Annotated in this window: 21 protein-coding genes; 5 read left to right on the top strand and 16 right to left on the bottom strand. The window is 69.6% G+C overall.

The genetic code is table 11. The features are described from left to right. Positions 1-114: 114 nt before the first annotated feature. Positions 115-825: a class I SAM-dependent methyltransferase gene (locus tag FHS44_RS04550; RefSeq protein ID WP_312863526.1), complete on the top strand. Its 711-nt coding sequence runs from the start codon at positions 115-117 to the stop codon at positions 823-825. A 374-nt stretch (positions 826-1,199) separates the two neighbouring features. On the opposite strand, the gene FHS44_RS04545 is transcribed toward FHS44_RS04550, so the two are convergent. From FHS44_RS04545 to FHS44_RS04520, 6 genes are all read right to left on the bottom strand, one after another. After that, on the bottom strand, positions 1,200-2,345 hold the full coding sequence (locus tag FHS44_RS04545; protein ID WP_184712582.1) for an acetyl-CoA C-acetyltransferase: 1,146 nt from the start codon (positions 2,343-2,345) through the stop codon (positions 1,200-1,202). 72 nt (positions 2,346-2,417) lie between these two features. After that, positions 2,418-3,914 carry a DUF2079 domain-containing protein gene (locus FHS44_RS04540; RefSeq protein ID WP_184712581.1) on the bottom strand — a complete coding sequence of 499 codons (1,497 nt, stop codon included), beginning with the start codon at positions 3,912-3,914 and terminating at the stop codon, positions 2,418-2,420. Then, positions 3,911-4,708: a class F sortase gene (locus FHS44_RS04535; protein WP_184712580.1), complete on the bottom strand. Its 798-nt coding sequence runs from the start codon at positions 4,706-4,708 to the stop codon at positions 3,911-3,913. The genes FHS44_RS04540 and FHS44_RS04535 overlap by 4 nt, the downstream gene beginning before the upstream one ends. Before the next feature lie 13 nt (positions 4,709-4,721). Continuing rightward, on the bottom strand, positions 4,722-5,624 hold the full coding sequence (locus tag FHS44_RS04530) for a hypothetical protein (protein ID WP_184712579.1): 903 nt from the start codon (positions 5,622-5,624) through the stop codon (positions 4,722-4,724). 179 nt (positions 5,625-5,803) lie between these two features. Then, a complete protein-coding gene (locus tag FHS44_RS04525; RefSeq protein ID WP_184712578.1) occupies positions 5,804-6,586 on the bottom strand; it encodes a class I SAM-dependent methyltransferase in 783 nt (260 codons plus the stop codon). Between the two features lie 128 nt (positions 6,587-6,714). Continuing rightward, entirely contained in the window at positions 6,715-7,128 is a 414-nt protein-coding gene (locus FHS44_RS04520) for a DUF4259 domain-containing protein (RefSeq protein ID WP_184712577.1), read from the bottom strand. A 148-nt stretch (positions 7,129-7,276) separates the two neighbouring features. On the opposite strand from FHS44_RS04520, the gene FHS44_RS04515 reads away from it, so the two are divergent. Next, the gene (locus FHS44_RS04515) at positions 7,277-8,251 is read left to right on the top strand and encodes an alpha/beta fold hydrolase (RefSeq protein WP_184712576.1); all 975 of its coding nucleotides are present in this window, start codon (positions 7,277-7,279) and stop codon (positions 8,249-8,251) included. On the opposite strand, the gene FHS44_RS04510 is transcribed toward FHS44_RS04515, so the two are convergent. Further along, positions 8,252-8,779 carry a GNAT family N-acetyltransferase gene (locus tag FHS44_RS04510; RefSeq protein ID WP_184712575.1) on the bottom strand — a complete coding sequence of 176 codons (528 nt, stop codon included), beginning with the start codon at positions 8,777-8,779 and terminating at the stop codon, positions 8,252-8,254. Between the two features lie 411 nt (positions 8,780-9,190). On the opposite strand from FHS44_RS04510, the gene FHS44_RS04505 reads away from it, so the two are divergent. Further along, a complete protein-coding gene (locus FHS44_RS04505; RefSeq protein ID WP_184712574.1) occupies positions 9,191-9,970 on the top strand; it encodes a methylenetetrahydrofolate reductase in 780 nt (259 codons plus the stop codon). A 21-nt stretch (positions 9,971-9,991) separates the two neighbouring features. Here FHS44_RS04505 and FHS44_RS04500 read toward each other — a convergent pair whose 3' ends face one another. The 3 genes from FHS44_RS04500 to FHS44_RS04490 are packed head-to-tail and all read right to left on the bottom strand — an operon-like array spanning position 9,992 to position 13,425. Then, on the bottom strand, positions 9,992-10,954 hold the full coding sequence (locus FHS44_RS04500; RefSeq protein WP_184712573.1) for a threo-3-hydroxy-L-aspartate ammonia-lyase: 963 nt from the start codon (positions 10,952-10,954) through the stop codon (positions 9,992-9,994). 51 nt (positions 10,955-11,005) lie between these two features. Next, entirely contained in the window at positions 11,006-11,842 is an 837-nt protein-coding gene (locus FHS44_RS04495; RefSeq protein WP_184712572.1) for a class F sortase, read from the bottom strand. A 14-nt stretch (positions 11,843-11,856) separates the two neighbouring features. Continuing rightward, positions 11,857-13,425 (bottom strand): hypothetical protein, encoded by a 1,569-nt coding sequence (locus tag FHS44_RS04490; RefSeq protein ID WP_184712571.1) that lies wholly within the window; start codon positions 13,423-13,425, stop codon positions 11,857-11,859. 270 nt (positions 13,426-13,695) lie between these two features. Here FHS44_RS04490 and FHS44_RS04485 point away from each other — a divergent pair, with 270 nt between their 5' ends. Then, entirely contained in the window at positions 13,696-14,841 is a 1,146-nt protein-coding gene (locus FHS44_RS04485; RefSeq protein ID WP_184712570.1) for an acyl-CoA dehydrogenase family protein, read from the top strand. A gap of 49 nt (positions 14,842-14,890) precedes the next feature. Here the strand turns inward: FHS44_RS04485 and FHS44_RS04480 are convergent, their stop codons facing one another. Next, the gene (locus FHS44_RS04480) at positions 14,891-15,409 is read right to left on the bottom strand and encodes a hypothetical protein (protein WP_184712569.1); all 519 of its coding nucleotides are present in this window, start codon (positions 15,407-15,409) and stop codon (positions 14,891-14,893) included. 119 nt (positions 15,410-15,528) lie between these two features. Here FHS44_RS04480 and FHS44_RS04475 point away from each other — a divergent pair, with 119 nt between their 5' ends. Then, a complete protein-coding gene (locus tag FHS44_RS04475) occupies positions 15,529-15,690 on the top strand; it encodes a hypothetical protein (RefSeq protein ID WP_184712568.1) in 162 nt (53 codons plus the stop codon). Between the two features lie 27 nt (positions 15,691-15,717). Here FHS44_RS04475 and FHS44_RS04470 read toward each other — a convergent pair whose 3' ends face one another. From FHS44_RS04470 to pdxH, 5 genes are all read right to left on the bottom strand, one after another. Further along, a complete protein-coding gene (locus tag FHS44_RS04470) occupies positions 15,718-16,494 on the bottom strand; it encodes an alpha/beta fold hydrolase (RefSeq protein ID WP_184712567.1) in 777 nt (258 codons plus the stop codon). Positions 16,495-16,631: 137 nt separating this feature from the next. Then, positions 16,632-18,860: an ATP-binding SpoIIE family protein phosphatase gene (locus tag FHS44_RS04465; protein ID WP_184712566.1), complete on the bottom strand. Its 2,229-nt coding sequence runs from the start codon at positions 18,858-18,860 to the stop codon at positions 16,632-16,634. Positions 18,861-18,980: 120 nt separating this feature from the next. Further along, positions 18,981-19,685 carry an iron-dependent transcriptional repressor DtxR gene (locus FHS44_RS04460; RefSeq protein ID WP_184712565.1) on the bottom strand — a complete coding sequence of 235 codons (705 nt, stop codon included), beginning with the start codon at positions 19,683-19,685 and terminating at the stop codon, positions 18,981-18,983. A gap of 177 nt (positions 19,686-19,862) precedes the next feature. Further along, positions 19,863-21,110 carry an MFS transporter gene (locus tag FHS44_RS04455; RefSeq protein WP_184712564.1) on the bottom strand — a complete coding sequence of 416 codons (1,248 nt, stop codon included), beginning with the start codon at positions 21,108-21,110 and terminating at the stop codon, positions 19,863-19,865. A gap of 58 nt (positions 21,111-21,168) precedes the next feature. Then, entirely contained in the window at positions 21,169-21,822 is a 654-nt protein-coding gene (pdxH, locus tag FHS44_RS04450) for a pyridoxamine 5'-phosphate oxidase (protein WP_184712563.1), read from the bottom strand. Positions 21,823-21,982: the final 160 nt, after the last annotated feature.

Raw genomic sequence — 21,982 nt, 5'->3', positions numbered from 1 at the left:
GAAGCGACACTAGACTCTTGATGTTTCCCGGCCGTGGACGCCCTCCAGTCGTGGGCGGCACGGCTCCCCGATGAGTGAGCTGGACGGAACCGCATGTCTGGTTATGACCGCGTAGTGCAACCGGCGGCCGGTGACGAGGCCCTGGAGAACCACCTGGGTGGGGACGAGGCCAGGAACTACCGGCAGTACGAGCTCGACATGGTCGCCCCGCACGTGGGCAAGTCCATGCTGGAGATCGGTTCCGGTCTCGGGCACTTCGCCGAGTCGTTCCTGCCCCGCCTGGACAGGCTGGTGGTCAGCGACTTCGACCCCTACTGCGTCGAGCAGCTGAACAAGCGTTTCGCCGAGCGCGACGACGTGGACGTGCTGCAGTTCGGCCTGCCGACGGACATCCCGATCGGCGAGAAGGTCGACACGGTCGTGATGATGAACGTCCTCGAACACATCGAGGAGGACGTCGAGGCGCTGCGCTCCCTGGCGAAGGTGACCGCCCCCGGCGGCAGGATCATCATCTGGGTGCCGGGCTACATGCAGCTTTATGGAGACTTCGACCGCAAGGTCGGCCACGTCACCCGCTACACCCCCGCGACCCTGCGCGGCACGGTCTCCAAGGCGGGGCTGGACATCGACGTGCTCAAGCCGATCAACTTCCTGGGCGGCATCGCCTGGTGGCTGGCGGTCCGCAGGGGCGGTGTCGGCTATCCGGACCCGAGGCTGGTCAAGATCTACGACCGTACGGTGGTCCCGGCGACCCGGTTCATCGAGCGTTTCGTGCGCCCGCCGTTCGGCCAGACCGTCTTCTGCGTGGCGCGCGTTCCGCGCTGACCTGTTTTTGGATGGAAAAAACCCTTTGCACCGTACGGCGGACTCGCCGTACGGTGTTCCACATGTGGATCAACTCCTAAGAAGCAGGCGTCGACCGATCGTCGTCGGTCCGCCCGCGCTCAGCTCTCTGGCCCCGTTCGTCTGACGCGGCAGCTGAGGTTCCGGCACGGCACAGTCCGCGTCGTCATGATCTTCTAAGGAGTCCATATGCGAACCCGTAATGGTGGAAAGAACCAGCCCGTCACGCCCCGCGTCCCGCTGCCCGAGCGGGTTCCGGCGCCCAGGCGAGTGCCGATGCCGCCCGCTCCCCCCAGGCCCACCCGGCAGCCCCGCCGGATCCCCGGCCGGGGCGGTCGCTGAGACGGTCTCACCCGTCAGAGGCGTTCGATCACGGTGACGTTGGCCTGGCCGCCGCCCTCGCACATCGTCTGCAGGCCGTACCACCCGCCGGTGCGTTCGAGCTCGTGCAGGAGCTTGGTCATCAGGATCGCCCCGGTCGCCCCGAGGGGGTGGCCGAGGGCGATGGCGCCGCCGTTGGGGTTGACCCGCTCCGGGTCGGCGCCGATCTCCCTGAGCCAGGCCAGCGGCACCGGGGCGAAGGCCTCGTTAACCTCGAAGACGTCGATGTCGTCAACGGAGAGACCGGCCCTGGCCAGGGCCTTCCTGGTCGCCGGGATCGGCGCGGTCAGCATGTAGACCGGGTCGTCCCCGGTGAGCGTCAGCGTGACGACGCGGGCCCTGGGGGTCAGGCCGTACTCGCGGACCGCCCGTTCAGAGGCGATCAGCAGGGCGCCGGAGCCGTCGGAGATCTGCGAGGAGGTCGCCGCGGTGATCCTGCCGCCCTCGCGCAGAGTCTTGAGCGTCGCCAGCTTCTCCGGGGTGGTGTCGGCGCGGGGGCCCTCGTCGTTCTCGACACCGGCGACGGGGACGATCTGGTCGCGGAAGCGGCCCTCGGCGACGGCCTCAAGCGCGCGCCGGTGGCTCTCGACGGCGAAGCGCTCAAGCTCCTCGCGGCTCAGGTCCCACTTCTCGCACATCAGCTCGGCCCCGCGGAACTGGGAGATCTCCTGCCTGCCGTACCGCTCGGCCCAGCCGTCGCCGAACGGTGAGGGCAGACCCTTCTCCAGGGCCGTGGTGACGTGGGAGCCCATCGGCACGACGCTCATGGACTCGACCCCGGCGGCGACCACGAGGTCCTGGGTGCCGGAGAGCACGCCCTGGGCGGCGAAGTGGACCGCCTGCTGGGAGGAGCCGCACTGCCGGTCGATGGTCACCCCGGCGACGTCCTCCGGCAGCCCCGCCGACAGCCAGGCGGTGCGCGCGATGTCCATGCTCTGCGGGCCGAACTGCATGACGCAGCCCATGATCACGTCCTCGACCGCGGACGGATCGACGCCGGTGCGGTCGACGAGCGCCCTGAGGGTGTGGGCCGCCAGGTCGGCGGGGTGGACGCCGGACAGGCCTCCCTGCTTCCTGCCGACCGGGGTGCGGACCGCCCCGACGATGTACGCCTCTGCCACGGTGCCTCCTGCTCACAGAACCGAGCATTGTTCGGTCACCTGCAGGGTACCGCGCCCGCCGGGGAAGCGGTTCTACGGCCGGTTCAGGACGACGTAGCCGTCGCGGTCGTACACCTTGACGTAGCCGGTGCGCAGCGCCTCGTCCACCCGCTGCTGCTGCACCTCGGGGCCGCCGAAGGGGAAGGTCCAGCGCGTCACGTCGGCCACGATCCAGGGCGCGCCGTGCGCCTGCGGCCCCCACAGCAGCACCGTGGCCCTGGCGCTGAGCGCGGGACCGACGTTGTTGGCCGCCTCGACCACCACCCCGTCGGGGACCTTGGCCACGGCCTCGCGCGCCGCCGCGACGGACGGTTCCTCGATGTAGAAGGACGACTCGACGAGGTTGCCCAAGGCGAAGCGGGGCACGAGCGTCAACCCGATCACGCAGACCGCGAAGGCCCAGTGCCCGCCCAGTGCCCGCGCCTTCTCCGGGGAGCGCCTACGGACCCACCCCGTCAGCCGGTGGACGCCGTCCACGGCGGCGAGGACGAGGATGGCCACGACGAAGGCGTTGTACTGGAAGTCCGTCCCCCACCACTGCGGCCGGTCGGCAAGGAACCGTTCGACCAGCAGCGGGACGGCCACCAGGACCAGCGGCGACAGCAGCGCGGCCAGCAGCATCGGCCACAGCAGGTAGGCCAGGGTGTCCACCTTGATCTCGGGGCTCACCATCTGCCACACCGTGCCGAACGGGTCGCGGACGATGGACAGCGCGACCTCGCCGAGGGTCGCGCCGCGGCTGCCGTACGCCCAGTGGAAGCCCTCGCCACCCGAGCCGATCAGCGGCATCACCACGCCGCGGATGAGCAGCAGCGCGCCCACGCCGAGCAGGACGAAGCCCGTCCCCGCGAGCCTGCGCCTGGTCAGGAACAGGTAGACCCCGAACCCGGCGACCAGCAGGCCCATGTCCTCCTTGACCAGCAGAATGCCCAGCGCGGCGAGTACGGCGTAGCGGATCTTGCCCGCGTCCGCCCGCTCGATCATGATCGCGCTGAGCAGCGGGACGAACGCCACCTCGTGGAAGTCGAACCCCGCGGCCTGGGCGACCGGCCAGGAGACCAGGTAGGCGACCGCGACCAGGTGGGCGGGGACCGGGCCGAGACGGCGGCATGTGTAGTGCCAGACGGGGACGGCGGCCAGCGAAAGCAGCGCCGCCTGGGCGACGATCAGGGTCCGTGGGTCGTTGTAGATCCAGTACAGCGGGGCCAGGACGGCCAGGATCGGCGAGAAGTGGTCGGCCGGCTGGACGAAGTCCATCCCCTGGTTGTAGAACATGCCGACCGAGGGCGCGGTCGGCGGCCCGAAGCGCGCGTATCCCCGCACCGCCTGGTCGAAGATGACCAGGTCGAAGACGCTCGCCTTGAAGGCCGAGAACTTGACCAGGCCCAGCACGCTGTAGGCCGTGGTGGCCAGCGCGACGAGCGCGCCGAGCGTCAGCCCGTGCCGCCGTCCGCGCAGGAACGCGGGGACATCCCGGGTCTTCTGTGTCCTCTCGACCGGCTCCTCGGCGGTCGCGGTCACGGCGCTCATGCCTTGCGGGTGGCGGTCATCGTCGCGTAGGCGATGACGTTGTCGGTGTAGTGACCTGTCGTGTGGTTGTAGGTGCCGCCACACGTGATCAGATGGAGCTGTGGGTTCGGCGATTCGCCGTATACGCGCTGTGTCGGGAACACCGTCTTGTCCGCCTGTTCGAGTCCGCCTACCGTGAAAACCGCGATGATGCCATCCTGGCGCCGGATCTCGATCTCGTCGCCGTTCCTGATCTCGGCCAGACGGCTGAAGACCGCGCTCCCCGAACGCGTGTCCTTGTGGCCGAGCATGATCGCGGGACCGGCCTCGCCCGGCGTCGGCCCCGAACGGTACCAGCCGACCAGGTTCGGATCGCCGACCGGCGGCACCTCGATCGCGCCTTTTTTGTCGAGCCCGACCGAGGTGATGGGCGCGTTGATGTTCAGCCGTTTGATGACCAGGCGCAGCGGGGTCGAGGGCTGCATCGCGGGTACGGCCGGCACGCTCGGCATGGGCGGCGGCGCGGTCGGGTCGGCCCTGAAGTAGGGGTCGGCGGGCCCGGTGGCGTTGGCCGCGCTGCGCGGCGGCAGCGTGGTGCGCTGCTCGGGCAGGCCGTACTCACCCGGGGAGACCGCCATCATCAGCAGGCCGACCAGCACCGTGACCACCCCGGCCGCCCCGGCGAGGACGAGCACCGAGCGCAGGATGCCGCCGCCAGGGGGCCGTTCCTGGTAGGGCTCCTCGTACTCCGGGTAGCCGTAGTGCCCCTGGCCGTACGGCTCGGGCGGCCAGCCTTCCGGTGGCGGGATGCTCATCCGGCGGCCCCGGTCAACCCCGGGTCGCCGTACGGCGCCGCAGCATCAGCCCGCCGATTCCCGCCGCCACGATCATCGCCGTCCCGCCGAGGACGAACATCCTGGCGTCGGGACCGGCGTCCCCTCCCCCGCCCGTCGAGGCGCCGCCACCGGGGGTCTCGGCGACGTGCCCGGACTTCCTGGGGCTGGCGGTCTTGGTCTGGGTGATGGTCACGGTCGGCTCGGGGGTGGTTTCGGTGGGCGTGGGGGTCGGCGTGCCCGTGGTCGTCGAGCTGGTGGGCGTCGCGCTCGGGGTTCCGGTGGTCGCGCCGGTCGGCTTGACGGTGACCAGCAGGGCCGCAGTGGTCGCCTCCGCCTGGTTGGCGACCAGGCAGTCGTAGATGACGGTCTCCGTCCCGGTGCCGGTGCCCGTCTCCTGGCTGATGGAGAAGGCGTCGGGCCTGACCGTGATGACGCCGGTCGCGGTCGGGACCACGGTGACGAGCACGGTGGGCAGCGGGGGCAGCGTGCCGTTGACGGGCACGACCCCCGGGGTCGCCGTGGCCAGGACGCTCTGGATGCTCGTCGTGGTCGGCAACGGCCCGGAGAGCGCCGCGTCCGCCTCGATCACGATCCGGTCGCCCGCCGCGATGGGCACCGGGGCTACCAGGTTCGGCGGCATGGCGGGCTGGCCCGCCTTCCAGGTCACCACGACTGTCGCGCTCGGGGTGGGCGTGAGGGGACCCGACAGGTCCATCTGCATCTTGTAGGTGTTCGCGGTGCCGACGGCCGAGGCCGGGGTGCACGTGTAGGTGACCGGTTTGGCCACCGCCGTCAGTGAGGCGATGGCGGGGACCGCGCCGAGGAGGATGCCCGCGCCGATCATTCCGGCGGCCGTCTTCGCCGCGACGGGACGCCGCGTCTTGGACCTCAGCACAGTTACTCTCCGTTTCGGCACAGCTGACCGCTTTGGCGCGGTTGCCCACGATTCCAGGCGATGGTCACAGTCCGGCATAGATCCTATGAACACAAGCAGAGAGATGCACGGGTGTTGGCAAAACGGGCATAAATTCCGTCCTGCCCCATCAAGTCAGTGCACGCCAGGAAAAAGACTCTCTAGGCGCGCGGTGTTCGGACCACCACCGTGGTGATCGGCAGCTCGAACTCGCCTCCCGAGGTCTCCGGGGTCGAGCGCAGGTAGTCGGCGACCCTGCCGAGCAGCTCGGCGCGGTCCCCCTCGGGCAGCGTCAGCACGTGGGAGTGGGTGGAGATCGTCGCCACCATCGACTCGATGGTCCTGCGCTGGCTGTGCGGGAACCAGGCCTGCTCGACCGCGCCGAACCACGGCTCCCCGAGCGCGAGCGCGTCGGGACGCCACTGCGTGCGGGAGACCGCGCTCGACGAGACCTGCTTCATCCCGTTCACCCACGGCACCTGGTCGTCGTCGAGGTTCCACAGCCCCGCGAGCACCCCGCCCGGCGCCAGGACCCTGGCCATCTCGGGCGCGGCCCGGTCGAGGTCGAACCAGTGCATCGCCTGCCCGACCAGGACCGCGTCCACCGAACTGTCCGGCAGCGGAATCCGTTCGGCACTGCCCGGCAGGGCCTCGACCCCGCGCAGCCGTCCACGGAGCTGACGGAGCATGGCCGGGTCCGGCTCGACCGCGACGACGTCGGTGACGTGCCGCAGCAGCACCTCGGTCAGCTTCCCGGTGCCCGCGCCCAGGTCGAGCACCCGTGGGGCCCCGTGGACCGCGACGGGTTCGAGCGCCCACAGCACGGCGGCGTCGGGATAGTCGGGCCGCTCCCGGGCGTAGGCCTCCGCCTGGTCGCCGAACGACGACGCCCTGCGGGCCGCGGACTCGGGGTTGATGCCGGGGAAAGCGCTGGGTCCACCCATGCCATCACGATATAGGGCCATATTTCCTAGCTCATCGTGAAAAAATGGGTTTTTCTGGTAAATCTGCTGGTGAGCGTGGGTGAACCCGCCGGTAAAGCGGCCATGCCGTCACTGTGCGTGACTGTCGCCTATCCGACGAGCGCCCGCCGGTAGGGAGCCAGGGTCGCGAGCCACTTGTCGAGGACGCCCGCGTCCTCCCACAGGTCGTACAGCTCGTTGTCCCCGGGATCGGCCGCCCGGTCGAGAACTCCGGTGGCGAGCCCGCGCAGCTCCTCGTCCACCTCGAACGGGTTGGTCTCAAGCCATCTGACCGCCACCGGGTCGGTCAGCGCGACGGTCTCGGCACCGGCGAGCCGCGCCACCGCGAGACAGGCCAGCGCCACCCCGCCCGCCATGTCCGGCCCCTCCACGTAGTCGTCCTGGTCGAGAACCTCCCGCAACGCCCCCGCGAGGGCCGTCGCCAGGTCGGCCCTGCCGTCGAGATGACCCAGCAGGTCGAGTGCCCCGTCGTTGTCGAACGGTCCCAGGTCCCAGGCTCCCATGTCACACCTCTCTCTTCGCCGGTTCGCCGATCCTAGGAGCCGCCCCTGACAAATCGCCCAAAGTCGTCCTTCCACCGGAGGAGGGAGCGCGACCGGATCCCCCAGCGCGGAGGAGGAAACGGGCCATCCGCATCCCTACCTTCGAAACATGGCGGACAGAAAGCTCGAACGCACCACGAGACCACGCCCCCGCAGGCTGCTGCGCGCGCTGCTGCGGGCCACGGCCCTGGCGGTGGTCCTGCTCGTGCTGGCCTCGGGGGTGGGGTTCGCCTACGAGTCGAACGCAGCACGGGCCGACGCGCGGGAGCACCCGGCACCGGGACGGCTCATCGACGTGGGCGGCCACCGCCTGCACCTGTACTGCACGGGCTCCGGCTCCCCGACCGTCGTGCTCGAAGCGGGACTGGCCGAGTCGAGCGCGAGCTGGGAGGTGATCCAGCGCCGCCTGTCCGCCCGCTCCCGGGTCTGCTCCTACGACCGGGCCGGATACGCCTGGAGCCAGGAAGGACCATCTCCCCGTACGGCGGAGCGCCTGGCCGGGGAACTACACGCGCTGCTGACCACCTCCGGGGAGGCCGGGCCGTACGTGATGGTCGCGCACTCCTTCGGCGGCAACGTCGTGCGCGTCTTCGCCGACCGCTGGCGGAGCCTGACCGCGGGGCTCGTGCTGATCGACGTCACCGACGAGACGGCCCTGACCGCGCTGCGGATCTCCCAGCCGCTGCTGGCCGTACAGCTCAGTGTCAACCAGTTCCTCGCCCGGGTCGGCCTGCTCAGGCTGCGCGGTGACGCCCTCGTGCCGCCGGAGGCGACCCCGCTGGCCCGCGCGAACGCCACAGTCGTCTACGGCTCGGGCAGCATGGCGGCGGCCCGCGCGGAGGCGTGGGCGTCGGTGGACAGCGCCGCCCAGGTTGCCGCGACGGTCCGCCCCGGGGCCTGGGGCGACCTGCCGGTCACGGTGATCCGCCCCTTGGGGCAGTCAGAGGAGGACAGCGCGCACGCCAGGAGCCTCGCGGCGCTGTCGAGCCGGGGGCGCCTGGTGACGGCCACGACCACCGAGCACTACGTGCAGAACGCCCAGCCCGACCTCGTCCTCGACGAGATCGCCAGGGTGGCCGGGTGATCAGTCGGGCAGTTCGACCTCGTCGCGCAGCACGCTGTAGATCACCGCGTCACGCCAGCGGCCGTTCCTGAACGCGTAACCGCGCAGCACGCCCTCCCGGGTGAAGCCCGCCTTCTCCAGCGCGCGCTGCTCGGCGATGTTCGTGGCCTCGGTGACCGCCTCGACCCTGGCGACCTCCGTGTGGGCGAACAGGTAACGCGCGAGCAGGCGTTGCGCCTCGGTGCCGAAGCCCCGGCCTCTGGCCTCGGACAGCAGGAGGATCCCCACGTTCCAGCAGTGCGAGCTCCGCGAGGTCAGAGCCTTGCGCCAGGAGACGAAGCCGAGCCGCTCCGCACCACAGACGACCAGCAGCCGACCGCTCTCGGCGTCGAAGAAGCCGTTCTCCGCCCACTGACGACGCCACCGGTGCGGATTGGACCACCCCAGCCAGTTGAACACCCCGCCCGCCTCCGGCTCGTTCGTGAACCGCTCAAGCGTCTCCAGGTCGTCCTCGACGACAGGCCGCAACGAAACATGATCAACGCCCATGCCGACACGCTACGAACCACCCGCCGTCCCGTCCAGATGCCCGAAGACCTCCCGCGCCGCTCCAACCCACCCGCCTCGTCGACCAGCCTCCCGACCTCGGGTACGGCCAGCACGATCTCGACCGGGAGACCGGCACCGAGGAAAAGCGCGGCGAGAAGGCCGAAGGGCCACCAGGGAAGATGACCGCCATTCTCCTGGGCTCCGGCAGTGGTTTCCAGCCGTTCCTTGTCCGCGCGAGCACGAGCACGTTGTCCCTGGACAGGGCGGGATCGACGACCATCCGGACTCCGTAGTCGCCATACGAACGATCGTAGCGATCGGAAATTCGTTTTCCTTTTCCGCGTGAAACGCCTGTTCGCCGTTCTCCGTCGCGGCCGGAAAGGGCGGCGATCCCTGCACTACATTTGGCGCATGACCACTCCCCCGTTCCAGGTGATATGCGAGATCGAGCCTCCGACCCGGCCCGACCTGATGCGTGTGCGGCACCAGATCGGCACCCTGAGCAAGGTCGCCGACACCTTCCTGGTGCCCGACAACCACATCGGCCGGGCCACGGTCTCCAGCGTGGCGGTCGCGCACGAGGTCGAGGCGATGGGGGGCCGCAGCATCGCGTGTCTCAACTCGCGAGACCGCAACCTGCTGGGGTTCCGCCGCGACATGCTGACCGCCGCGGCCTACGGAGTGGACCGCTTCCTGTTCGTCTACGGGGACAAGCCCGCGACGGGCAACCGCACCGGCGACCTGAACGTGCGCTCGATGATCGAGGAGGCCCACGCCCTGCCGCACGACCCCGCCTTCGCCGGGGTCAGGCCCTTCCAGGTCGGTACGGCCAGCGGCCTGCGTCCGCTTCCCGCGTGGAAGCGGGCGGCCGACTTCATCTTCGCCCAGGTCAGCTTCTCCCTCGACGCCCTGCTGGAATGGCGGGAGGCCAACCCCGTCGAGGTCCCCGTCTACGCGGGCGTGATGGTCCTGGCCAGCGAGAACCACGCCCGGCGCCTCGCGGCGGCGATCCCGGACATCGACATCCCCGAGGACCTGATCCGCCAGGTCGCCGCCGACCGTCAGGCCGGGGTCGAGGCCGCCTGCGAGCAGGTGCTCAAAATTCGCGACTCCGGCGCCTTCGACGGGGTGCACCTGATCCCGGTCTCCCGCTACCGCCAGGTCGCCGCCCGGCTTGAGGACCTGCTCTGATTCCTGTCGCCTTGTACGGCCTCAGCCGGTCAGCAGTGCCGCGAAGCGGTCGAGATCGACGTTGCCGCCGCTGATGATCACACCGACCCGCCGTCCCGCCAGGTCCCCCGCGAGCCTGCGGACGGCGGCGAGGCCGAGGGCACCGGTCGGCTCGACGACGATCTTCATGGTGGTGAAGAAGGTCCGCATGGCCTCGACGAGTTCGGCGTCGGTGGCGGTGACGATGTCGGTGGCGTGACGGCTGATGATCGCGAAGGTGTAGGCGCCGAGGTGCTGGGTCTGCGCGCCGTCGGCGATGGTCACCGGGGTGTCGATGTGGACGACCCGCCCCTCGCGCAGGGACCTGCGGCCGTCGTCACCGGCCTCGGGCTCCACGCCGTACAGCGCGCAGCCCGGTGAGAGCTCCCTGGCCGCCAGCGCGGTGCCGGACAGCAGCCCGCCCCCGCCCAGCGGCACGAACAGCGCGTCGAGGTCGCCGACCTCCTCGATCAGCTCCAGGGCCGCGGTGCCCTGCCCGGCGATGACATCCGGGTGGTCGTACGGCGGGACCAGCGTGAGGCCGTGCGCGACGGACAGCGCATGGCCGATCTCCTCGCGGTCCTCGGTGTAGCGGTCGTAGCCGACGATCCGCCCGCCGTACCCCTCGGTCGCGGCGACCTTCGCGGCGGGCGCGTCGTGGGGCATGACGATCGTGGCCGGGATGTCCAGCAGCCGGGCGGCCAGCGCGACGGCCTGGGCGTGGTTGCCCGAGGAGTAGGTGACCACGCCCGCGCGCCGCTGCTCCGGGGTGAACCGGGACAGGGCGTTGAACGCGCCACGGAACTTGAAGGCGCCCATGCGCTGGAGGTTCTCGCACTTGAACACCACGTCGGCGCCGACGCTCTCGTTGACCAGGCGCGAGCGCAGCACCGGGGTGCGGTGCGCGTGGGAGGCGATGCGGGCGGCGGCGTCCCTGACGTCGTCGTAGGTCGGCAACTCGAGCATCGGGTGATTCCTCCCGTTCGGCGGCATGACCACGGTAACCGCCCGCGCGCGTCAGGCCTTGCGGGTGGCCGAGAGGGTCGCGTAGACGATGATGTTGTCGGTGTAGTGGTGGGTCTTGCTGTTGTAGACGCCACCGCAGGTGATCAGGCGCAACGTCGCCTCCCCGGTGTTGCCGTAGACCCGCTTCGACGGGAACGACGTCTTGCTGACCTGCTCGACCCCGTCAACGGTGAACTCCACGATGGCCCCGTCCGACCTGGAGACCTTGATCTTGTCCCCGCGCCGGACCTCCTTCAGACGGCTGAAGACGGCCGCGCCCCTGCGGGTGTTCACGTGCCCGAGCACCACCGAGGGCCCCTGCTGCCCGGGAACCGGCCCGTTCTTGTACCACCCGGCCAGCTTCGGCTTACTCAGCGGCGGCGTCTGGATCTCCTTCTTGGCATCGACCCCCAACGCCATCAACGGAGCCAGCAGCCCGATCTTCGGAATGGCCAGCTTGCCCGGCCGTACCCCGGCACTCTTGAGCGGCGCGGGCGGCAGAACCACGGGCAGCGGCGGCGGCGCCGTGGGGTCGGCGGCCGTCAGCGGCGCGTCCGGACCCCCGGGCCCAACCCCCGCGGGCAGCACCGCCACCGGCTCCTGGCCCTGTCCGGCCGCGGGAGGTGCCACCTCCATGGTGCTCGCCGCCTGCGGGATCGGGGGTCCGTAGGGCTCGTCGCTGGCCACCGGTGTCATGTAGGTGAGCAGCCCCGCCATGATCGCCCCGACGCCGCCGAGCGATCCCACCACGAGCAGGGCGGGAAGCAGCCTGCCTCCGACGCTTTTCTGGGGACGGCCGTAGCCCCGGTACGGGTCGTGTCCATCCTGATGGGGAGCCCCTGGGTACATCGCGACGGCCTTCCCTAGTCCTGGCCGCCACGCGCGTGCGCCGCCCGGCGCCGCTTCAGGGCGACCCCGCCCCAGGCGCTGCCGAGCACCATTGCGGCTCCGGCACCGATCAGACCCGGTCCCGAGGGGCTTCCTTCGGGGGCCTCACCGGTCTGCGCGCCTCCCGAGGGAGTGATCACCACCTGCGGGGCGGTGGGCGTGGGCCTGGTGGGGGTGACGGTCGCCGTCACGGTCAGCGTCGGCTTGGGAGTGGCGGTGGAGGTGGTGGTGCTCGTCCCTCCCTGCGTGGGGGTGGGAGTCGTCGAAGTGGTGGGGGAAGGACTGACAATACACGTCGGGGTGGGCGTGGGGGTGACGGGCGGAGTGCCCGTGGGAGTGGGCGTCGGGGTGACCACACGGCACGTGGGAGTGATCGTCGGAGACGGACACCCCGTCGGATACGGCGTTGAGGTGCACGTCGGAGGAGGTGTCGTGGGAGTACACGTCCGGGTGGGCGTGGGGGTACACGTCGGCGTCGGCGATCCGGGGGTGCAGGTCGGCGTCGCCGGATACGACACGGGGGTGCACGTCGGGGTGCCCACGGGACCCTCGCTGTTGGTCGGGGTGGGCGTCGATCCGCTGGAGATCGTGACATCGACCGACACCGGTGCGCTGACGAGCGTGCACGTGGCCCGGTGCTCCTGGGGTGCCTCCGGCAGCTCGTCGGTGATCACCCGGAACGCGTCCAGCTGCGCCCACTTGTCCTGCTCGTCGTTGACGACCTGGACGAGGTGCTTGCCGTACTTGAGGCCGTGGAACCTCCACAGCGTCTGGCCACCCTTGTTGGCGTCGTTCGACGGCGTGCCGTTGGTGTTCTTCGAGGCGTCCACGGAGGCCGGGGTGGCGGGCTGACCGTCGATGTAGAACAGAACCCGTCCCGCGCGGAAGTCCCGCTGCGCGACGTACTCGATCCCGGTCCCGGTGAACGTCATCTCGGCCTTGGCGCCCTTGTCCACGGTCCGGTGGATGTCGTAGTGGTAGTCGTTGTTGTTCCGGGGCTGGTCGTTGAGGTCCTCCCAGTCACCGGCGTACTTCACGCGGGCGAAGTCGTCGTCGTTGACGACGTCCTCGCCCTTGGGCGGCGTGAAGTCCACAAACAACTGCTGGGGCGTAACCCGCAGCTTTCCCGCCCGGTTGGTGTGCGCGGAGTCGGAGATGCTCTCGGGAAGCTTCAGAATCTCGTCCTTGCCGAGTTCCGCCTGCTCGACCGATCCCGACGGCTGGAGGATTCCGTTCCAGACGCCGGACAGTTGCACGTTCCCGGTCACCGTGGCCTTGCCACCGGCCGCGAAGTAGTCCGGGGAACCGAACCTGGCCGCGTCGCCCTTGTAGCCGAGGGCCCACTGGACGTTGAGCGGCTGTCCGACGGTGAGCGTCGTGGGAACGGAAACCCTGGTCGTCAGACTCACCGGACCGTGCGAGGCGACCGAGGTCGGCCCTCCGGTGCAGCTGTAGTCGACCACGAGTTCGGCACTGTTGGCACCGGCCGGGACCGAGGGCAGCACGACCAGCGCACCACCCACCAGGCCCAAGGCCGAGATCACCACGGACCTACGGAGCCCAGATCGCCACACCACCGCACACTCCAATCGGGAGGGGCACCAATTGGGATTACAGACTTAGCAAACCAAGAGTAGATCGTACGGTTTGCACCATCTTGAGCGCAGCGAGATGGAAGATGCAGTTGAAGACCGTGGCGTACTTGTGATCCCCGGCAGGGCCCTACGCGTCTCGTCAACTCGCGTACCTATGGGTAACAGAATCGTATTCTGTCCTCGTATCCCAAGGTCCTCGTATCCCAAGGAGGCAAGCCCATGCGACGAGACCTCTTCGAGGAGGAGCACCTGCTCTTCCAGGAGACCGTGCGCGAGTTCATGGCCCGCGAGGTGGTCCCCCACCACGACCGGTGGGAGAAGGACGGCATCGTCCCCCGCGAGGTGTGGAAGAAGGCCGGTGAGATCGGTGTGTTCGGCTTCGGGGTGCCCGAGGAGTACGGCGGTGCCGGGATCAAGGACTTCCGCTACAACGTCGTGATCACCGAGGAGGTCATGCGGATCGGGGCCACCGGTCTCGGGTTCTCCCTGCACAACGACGTGATGGCACCGTACTTCGTGGACCTCACCGACGAGGACCAGAAGGCCCGCTGGCTGCCCGGGTTCGCCTCCGGCGAGCTGATCACGGCCGTGGCGATGACCGAGCCCGGCGCGGGCAGCGACCTTCAGGGCATCAGGACCACCGCGAGACGCGAGGGCGACCACTACGTCGTCAACGGCCAGAAGACCTTCATCACCAACGGCATCAACTCCGACCTCGTCGTGGTGGTCGCCAAGACCGATCCCGAGGCGGGCGCCAGGGGCGTCTCGCTGCTGGTCGTCGAGCGGGGCATGGAGGGGTTCGGCCGGGGCCGCAACCTGGACAAGATCGGCATGCACGCCCAGGACACGGCGGAGCTGTTCTTCGACGACGTACGTGTCCCGGTGGCCAACCTGCTCGGCGGGCAGGAGGGCCAGGGATTCTTCCAGCTCATGGCCAACCTGCCGCAGGAGCGCCTGTCGATCGCGGTGATGGCGATCGCCTCCGCGGAGACCGTGCTGGCCCAGACCATCGAGTACTGCAGGTCCCGTACGGCCTTCGGCCGGAACATCGGCAGCTTCCAGAACACCCGGTTCGTCCTGGCCGAACTGGACACCGAGCTGGAGATCGCCCGGCACTACGTGGACAGGTGTGTCGTCGCCCTCAACGCCGGGGAGCTGAGCGCGGTCGACGCGGCCAAGGCCAAGTGGTGGACCACGGAGCTGCAGAACAAGGTCATCGACCGCTGCCTGCAGCTGCACGGCGGCTACGGCTACATGATGGACTACCCCGTGGCCAAGGCCTGGATCGACAGCCGGGTGCAGACGATCTACGGCGGCACGACCGAGATCATGAAGGAGATCATCGGCCGCTCCTTCGGCTTCTGACCACGGGCCCGCCGCCCTCCCGACCCGGACGTCGAGAGGGCGGCCCCACCTAGTCCCTGACGATCTCCTCGATCTTGACGGCGTCGCCGTCCGTGATCAGCACCTTCGCCTCGAACGTGACCCCCGCCTTGAGCGCCTTGACCAGTTGCTCCGACGTGCAACGATGCGGGACCGCCCCCTTGTCGCAGACGCTCCCCTGCGTGTCGAGCACAACTGTGTCGGCGGTCAGGTGCACCTCGTGCGGCCCGTCGGAGGTGTCCACCACGACCGATTCCTTGCCCACCGGGCTGAGCCTTCCCGTCACCTCGTCCACCTTCGTGATGCCCCCGCTGCGGGAAGGCGTCGGCGTAGGAGGCGTAGAAGTGGAAACCGGCACGCTCGGCTGGCTCTCGGTGACCGTGACGGTGACCGTGGCCGACGGTGTGGCCGACGGACTGGCCGACGGCGTTGCCGACGGCGCGGCGGCCGAACCGGTGGGAGAGGAGCCCCCCGAGGAGCAGGCCGCCAGGCAGGCGGCGAGCGCGACGGCGAGCACGGAGCCCCGGACGGCCGAAGGAAGGCGTGTCACTTTCACCCATCTACTCACGGACAGCACCATTCCACGAGACACGGCATCGCGGTTAATCGCCGCGAGATCCACACGGCCGACGCATACTGGTCACCGTAGGCTCCCCTGAGGCGGTGTTGATGGACAGCGGACTGATCCTGCTGGTCTTCCTGGCGTTCCTGTTCGCCTGGGGGCTCAACCGGGTACGGCGGGCGTTGCGGCTCAGCACGATCGCCTATGCCGGCATCATGATCGTCTTCATCCTGGTGATGCTCGCCATGTGGGGCCAGACCTTCCGCTGAGCGACCCCGCCCGCCGTACGAGAACCTTCAGATCCGCGACCCCTCAAGCAGCACCCGCGCGACCAGCGCCGGGTCGTCGTTCATCGGCAGGTGCCCGCAGTCGCGCAGCAGCCGCACCCGCTGCCCCGACCATCTCGCGGCCCGTACGGCCTGCCGCCTGGAGAACAGCCGGTCGCGCTCACCCCAGGCGATCGTGATCGGCGTCTTCGGCGGGGCCGGAGGCATCAGCCAGACGAACGAGTCGAGGGTGTCGTCGAACCCCGGCGCCCGCCGCAGCGCCTGCCGGGCCTCGGAGAGGTCCCGCGTGGAGAGCCTGGACGGGTGGGCGACGAGCAGCCCGGCGGCCAGCGTGTGACCGAGCGGACCGGCCGCGATGGCCTCACCCCGCGCGGAGTCCAGCGCGAAGGCCAGTGCCCGCGACGCCCTGAGCACCGCCCGCGAGTAGACCAGTTCGCTCCGGTTCCAGAACCCGACGGGAGACAGCGCGGTAGCCGTACGGACCGTCCCCCGTGAAGCCAGCTCCAGGGCCAGGTGACCCCCGAGGGAGGTGCCCGCGACATGGGGCTCGGTGACGCCGAGCCTCGCGCAGAACGTCTCGACCGCGTCGGCGAGGCTCTCCACCGTGTACGGCGTGCCCGGCGGCAGGGGCGGGGAGGCGCCGAAGCCGGGAAGGTCAACGGCGATCACATCCCGCTCGGTGGCGAGCAGGTCGAGCACAGGCAGCCACGCCTGCCAGTGGTGCCCGATTCCGTGCAGCAGGACCAGGGGCTCCCCTGTCCCGCGACGTTCGAAGGCCAGATCCATCCCCCGAGTGAAGCACCGATCGTCCCCGGCTTCTATGACGGAGGCGCCATGCCCTGACCGCCTCGCCGACACGGGGCGCGTAACCTGCGGGAAATTCCGACCAAGCTCACGAAACCTGACAGTGATCCTGGATCAGGTCAGCGCGACTTGGTGGGGATCTCGAACCAGACGGCCTTGCCCTCCCTGGTCGGGCGGGAGCCCCAGCGCTTGGCGAGCTGGTCCACGAGGTAGAGCCCTCGGCCGCCCTCGTCGTTCTCCCCCGCGCTGCGGATTCGGGGAAGCCGCAGGTCCTGGTCGAAGACCTCGACCCAGACGGACTCGCCCCCCCTGCGCAGCCGCAGGGTGAACTCCTTCTCGCTGACGACCTCGTCCTCGAAGCCCGGGATGTCCCACGACTCGTCGAACGAGATGGGGGTCGTGGTGTCGATCACCAGGTCGCGGCGGGGGACGCTGGCGTTGGCGGCGTGCAGCACGACGTTGGTGACCACCTCGGAGACCAGCAGGCAGGCCAGCTCCGCGCGCTCCTCGGGGACGTTCCAGCCGTTGAAGGCCTCCGCGGCCATCCTGCGGGCCTCGCCGACCATGATCGGCTGGGCGGGGAAGGTGCGCTCCTCGACGTCCAGCTCCTCGCGGGCCGACCTGACGACCAGGATGGCCATGTCGTCGTCGATCTCGCCGGGGACGGCGGCCGTCGCGGTGTCGGCGATGTTCTCGACCGTGTCGTCGGCGATCTCGATGAGCTTGCCGAAGAGCGTGGCGAGGGTCTCCTCGTCGCTCGGTGGCTTGCTGTCGGCGTCGCGCATGGGGCGGCGGTCCACGAGGCCGTCGGTGTAGAGCAGCAGCGCGGCCCCGGCGGGCAGCGTGCGGGTCTCCTCCTTGTAGACCAGGTCGGCGTTGATGCCACGGGCGCGGACGCCCAAGGGCTTGCCGACCTCCTCGATCTCCAGCTCGGTGCAGGTGCCGTCCACGAGGAGCAGCGGCGGGGCGTGCCCGGCGTTGGCGAAGGAGAGCTGCCGTGACCAGGCGTCGTAGACGAGGTACTGGCAGGTCACGATGGGCGGGACGCTGATGTCGGCGCCGCTGTCGTCCCACTCGGGGGTGGCGATGCTGTGGGTCCAGTCGTCGAGCCTGGCGAGGATCTCCGCGGGCGGCTTGTCGTCCTGGGCGAAGGCCCGCAGCGCGGCCCGTAGCTGGCCCATGACGGCGGCGGCCTTGGCTCCCCTGCCCTCGACGTCGCCGATGACGATGCCGACCCGGCCCGCCGACAGCGGGATGACGTCGTACCAGTCGCCGCCGACCTGGGTCTGGATGCCCTGGCCGTGCGAGGCGAGCGGCGCCGCGGGGAAGTAGCGGACCGCGATCTCCAGGCCGTCGAGCTCGGGCAGCGGCTGGGGGGGCAGCAGGTTCTTCTGGAAGGACTCGGCGGTGTGGCGCTCCTCCTCGAACAGCAGCGCGTTGTCCACCGCGAGCGCGACCCGGGTCGCCACGGCCCCGACGAAGTCGCGGTCGAAGGCGTCGTAGTGCGGGCTGCGCCGGTCGGTCAGGTTGGACAGGCCGAGGTACATCAGCCCGAGGATCTCGCCGCGCACGCACAGCGGCGCCACGATGGCCGAGGTCATCCCTATCTCGGCGGCGAGGCGGGTGTTGGCCTCCCCCGGGCTCGGATAGTTCGTCTGGGAGAAGTCCTCGACGAGGATCGTCTCCTGGCGCCGCAGCGCGATGTCGGCGTAGTGCCCGGTCGGGTAGTTGATGTCGGCACCGACGGGGGCCCAGGTGTTGGGCGGCGGGCTCCAGCCCTGGACGTGGCTAGAGACCTTCCTGGTCAGCCTGCCGTTGTCCATGAGCTCGATGAAACAGTGGTCGGCGAACTGCGGGACGAGCATCTCGGCGACGCGGTTGAGCGTCTCCTCGACGTACAGCGAGCCCGCGAGGCGCTCACCGATCCGTTCGAGCAGGCCGTAGCGGTCCTTCTCGCGCTCGTTGCTGCGCATCGCCTCCCTGGCGGTGATGACGATGCCGGTGACCGAGCCCGACGGGTGACGCAGCGGCACCGCCTGGGCCCGGACGTAGATGATCGTGCCGTCTCCGCGCTTGACGTCGAAGGTGCCCTCCCACACCCCGCCCTTGAGCACGTGCTTGGCGAGCTCGACGGCGAGGGGGTGGTCCTTCTCCATGATCCCCAGGGAACGCGACTGGTCCCGGGCCGCGGGGCCCGGCCTGCCGAACAGTCGCTCCGCGAAGGGGTTCCAGTAGACGACGTTGCTGAAGCGGTCGGTCACGACCACCGCCATCTCGGCATGGTCGAGGACCGAGTGAGCCGAGAGGTGGTCGGCGGTGTCCTGTGAGAGATCCCCCCACCGTTTCATCCAGCGACCACCCCTTGGGGACGGCTTTGCGCAAAGCGAACCACGGTTGCTCCTGCTGCGGTCTCGGCAGGGGAGTGGAGGGTCTCCCGGGGGGAATTCAACCAAGCAGATGGATCTTGGTCATCGGGTGGAGACGAAAACATGCGCGGCGATGTCTCGCGGGAGGTCCGCCAGAGTATTCTCCGCCTTGTCGTCACCTGTCACCCGCACACCGTCGTCGCTTGCCGCGAGCGTTACCTCGCGTCCGGGTTGTATCCCAACTTGCTTGAGTTTAAGCATCACAGCCGGATCACTTTGCACTTGTTCGCTAATTCGGCGGACGACAACGGGTATATCCCTGGGTCCGGCCAACGCCGCCATCGACGGCAGCGACTGCCAGGCACCGCTGTCCTGGCCCGTGACGCCCAGCTCCTCAAGGCCGGGGATGGGATTGCCGTGCGGGTCCTCCGTCGGGTTGTTCAGCAGGGTGACCAGCCGCGCCTCCACGGACTCGGACATGACGTGCTCCCAGCGGCAGGCTTCGACATGCACCTCCTCCCAGGGCAGGCCGATCACCTGGGTGAGCAGGCACTCGGCGAGGCGGTGCTTGCGCATGACGCGCGTGGCGAGCGTGCGTCCCAGGTCGGTCATCGTCAGGTGCCGGTCTCCCTCAACCCTGACCAGGCCATCGCGCTCCATGCGGGCCACCGTCTGGCTGACGGTGGGTCCACTCTGCTGAAGCCGCTCGGCGATGCGCGCACGGAGAGGGGTGATTCCCTCCTCCTCCAACTCGAAGATCGTGCGGAGGTACATCTCCGTGGTGTCGATCAGGCCGTGTGCGGTCAAGGCTCCTCCCGTCCTTATCTCGTTCCAAGGCCCTGTCGCGGCGTCCTCCCCTGGGGACAGCGATGGACCGAAAGTCCTCAGACCCTGACCCTATTGCGAGATCCGCCCACAGCGGCCATCGATGGCAACATCGAGGAGAGGTAAATCCTTCCCAACCTGCCCAAACGCTGAGATCACTCAGACGCTTCGGGCCGCGGAACGGTAGTTCCTGAAGGCCGGTACGGCCAGCCCGACCAGGAGCACCACCACGGCGCACGCGATTCCCCCGCCGATCCAGGAGGCCGTCGCGCCGAACCACACGGCCGTGGCGCCCGCCCTGAGGTCGCCGAGTCTGGGGCCACCGGCGACCACGACCATGAACACGCCCTGCATGCGTCCGCGCATGTCATCGGGGGCGTGGGTCTGCAGGATCGTCTGCCGCCACACGGCCGAGATCAGGTCGGCGGCGCCGCCGAGGGCCAGCAGGGCGACCATCAGCCACAGTTGGCCGGCCAGTCCCGCCAGGGCCACGCTGACGCCCCAGGCGGCGATCACGAACGTCAGGGCGAGCCCCTGACGGCTGATCCTGCCGACCCAGCCGGACAGCAGGCCGCCGAGGACCGCGCCGATCGAGATGCTCGCCGAGAGCCAGCCGTACGCGAGCAGGTCGCCGCCGAAGCGCTCGGCGACGATCTCGGGGAACAGCGCCCTGGGCATCGCGAAGGCCATGGCGATGATGTCCACGACGAAGGACATCATCACCACGGGGTGGCCGGAGATGTAGCGCAGGCCGTCGATGACGGAGCGCAGTCCCGGCTGGGTGACCACGCCGACCGGTTCGAGGCGCGGCAGCCGTACGGCGGCGTAGAAGCCCGCGCCGAACAGCAGCGCGTCGATCAGGTAGGCGGTGGCGACGCCGCCCTGGGCGAGCACGACGCCGGCGATCAGCGGGCCGATCACGGTTCCGAGGCTGCTGACCAGGAAGTTGAGGGTGTTGGCGGCGGGGACGAGGTCGGTCGGGACGAGTCTGGGGATGATCGCTCCCCTGGTCGGCCCGGTGATGGCGAAGCCGGTGGCGTGCACGGCGACGGTGGCCAGGAGCAGGCCGACGTTCGAGACCTGCAGGACCGCCTGGGCGAGCAGGGCCAGCGTCGCGCTCCAGGCGATCAGGGATCCGATCAGCAGCAGCCTGCGCCGGTCCACGGCGTCGGCGACGGCCCCGCCCCACAGGCCGAAGACGATCAGCGGGACCAGGTTGGCCGGGCCCAGCATGCCGACCCAGAGGGAGGAGTCGGTGATGCCGTAGATCTGGGCGCTGACCGCGACCGAGGTGAGCTGGAAGCCGATGAACGAGACGCCCTGGCCCATCCAGAGCCGCCGGTAGGCCGGGACCCGCAGCGGACGGGTGTCCACCGCGAGTCTTCTGACGAGATCCCTGACTGCCACATTTCCCCCTCAGCCCTTCGGACATATGGGGATATATCAGTAATGGCCAGGTAACAAGTCAGGGGGCCAGGCGTTCGACGGTCCACGAGGAGCCCGCGCGACGGTAACGGAGGCGGTCGTGCATGCGGTCCAGTTGCCCCTGCCAGAACTCGACCTCCGACGGCACGACCAGGAAACCGCCCCAGAAGTCGGGCACCGGCGGGTCCTCCGGCCAGCGCTCGGCCAGCTCCTCGTAGCGCTCGTCCAGCTCCCGCCTGGACTGCACGACGGCCGACTGCCGCGAGGCCCAGGCCCCGATGCGCGAGCCGTACGGGCGGGACCTGAAGTAGGCGGCCGACTCCTCGCGCGGCAGCCGTACGACGCGGCCCTCGATCCTGACCTGGCGGCGGATGGAGTGCCAGGGGAACAGCAGGCTGGCCCTCGGGTTCTCCGCGAGGTCGCGGCCCTTGCGGGACTCGTAGTTGGTGTAGAAGACGAAACCGTTCTCGTCGTAGCCCTTGAGCAGGACGGTCCTGGCCGTCGGCCTGCCCCCCGCGGAACTGGTCGCGACGACCATCGCGTTCGGCTCGGGAAGCTCCGCGGCCACGGCGTCGTCGAACCATCGGGCGAACTGGGAGACGGGGTCGGGGGCGAGATCCTCCTCAAGGAGAGGAAGACCTTCGTAGGTGCGGCGAAGCCCGGCGAGCGAAGGCGGGCGCGAGGTGGCATCCACGGGAAGGTATTCTCCCGTGCTTGACGGAGAGCATGCGCACCGCCCCCACCTGGGACGATCGCGTTCCGGCGGGTCCGGCGGCACACCACCGCGCCCCAGGGGGTTGAATATGACCCGCCGGTATCTCGACATCAAGGCTTTGACTTCAAGAAAGGGAGGC

It is taken from the genome of Streptosporangium saharense, assembly GCF_014203715.1.
Classification (GTDB): Bacteria; Actinomycetota; Actinomycetes; order Streptosporangiales; family Streptosporangiaceae; genus Streptosporangium; species Streptosporangium saharense.
The sequence above is the reverse complement of the archived record's forward strand: the minus strand, read 5'-3'. Positions and strand labels throughout refer to the sequence as shown.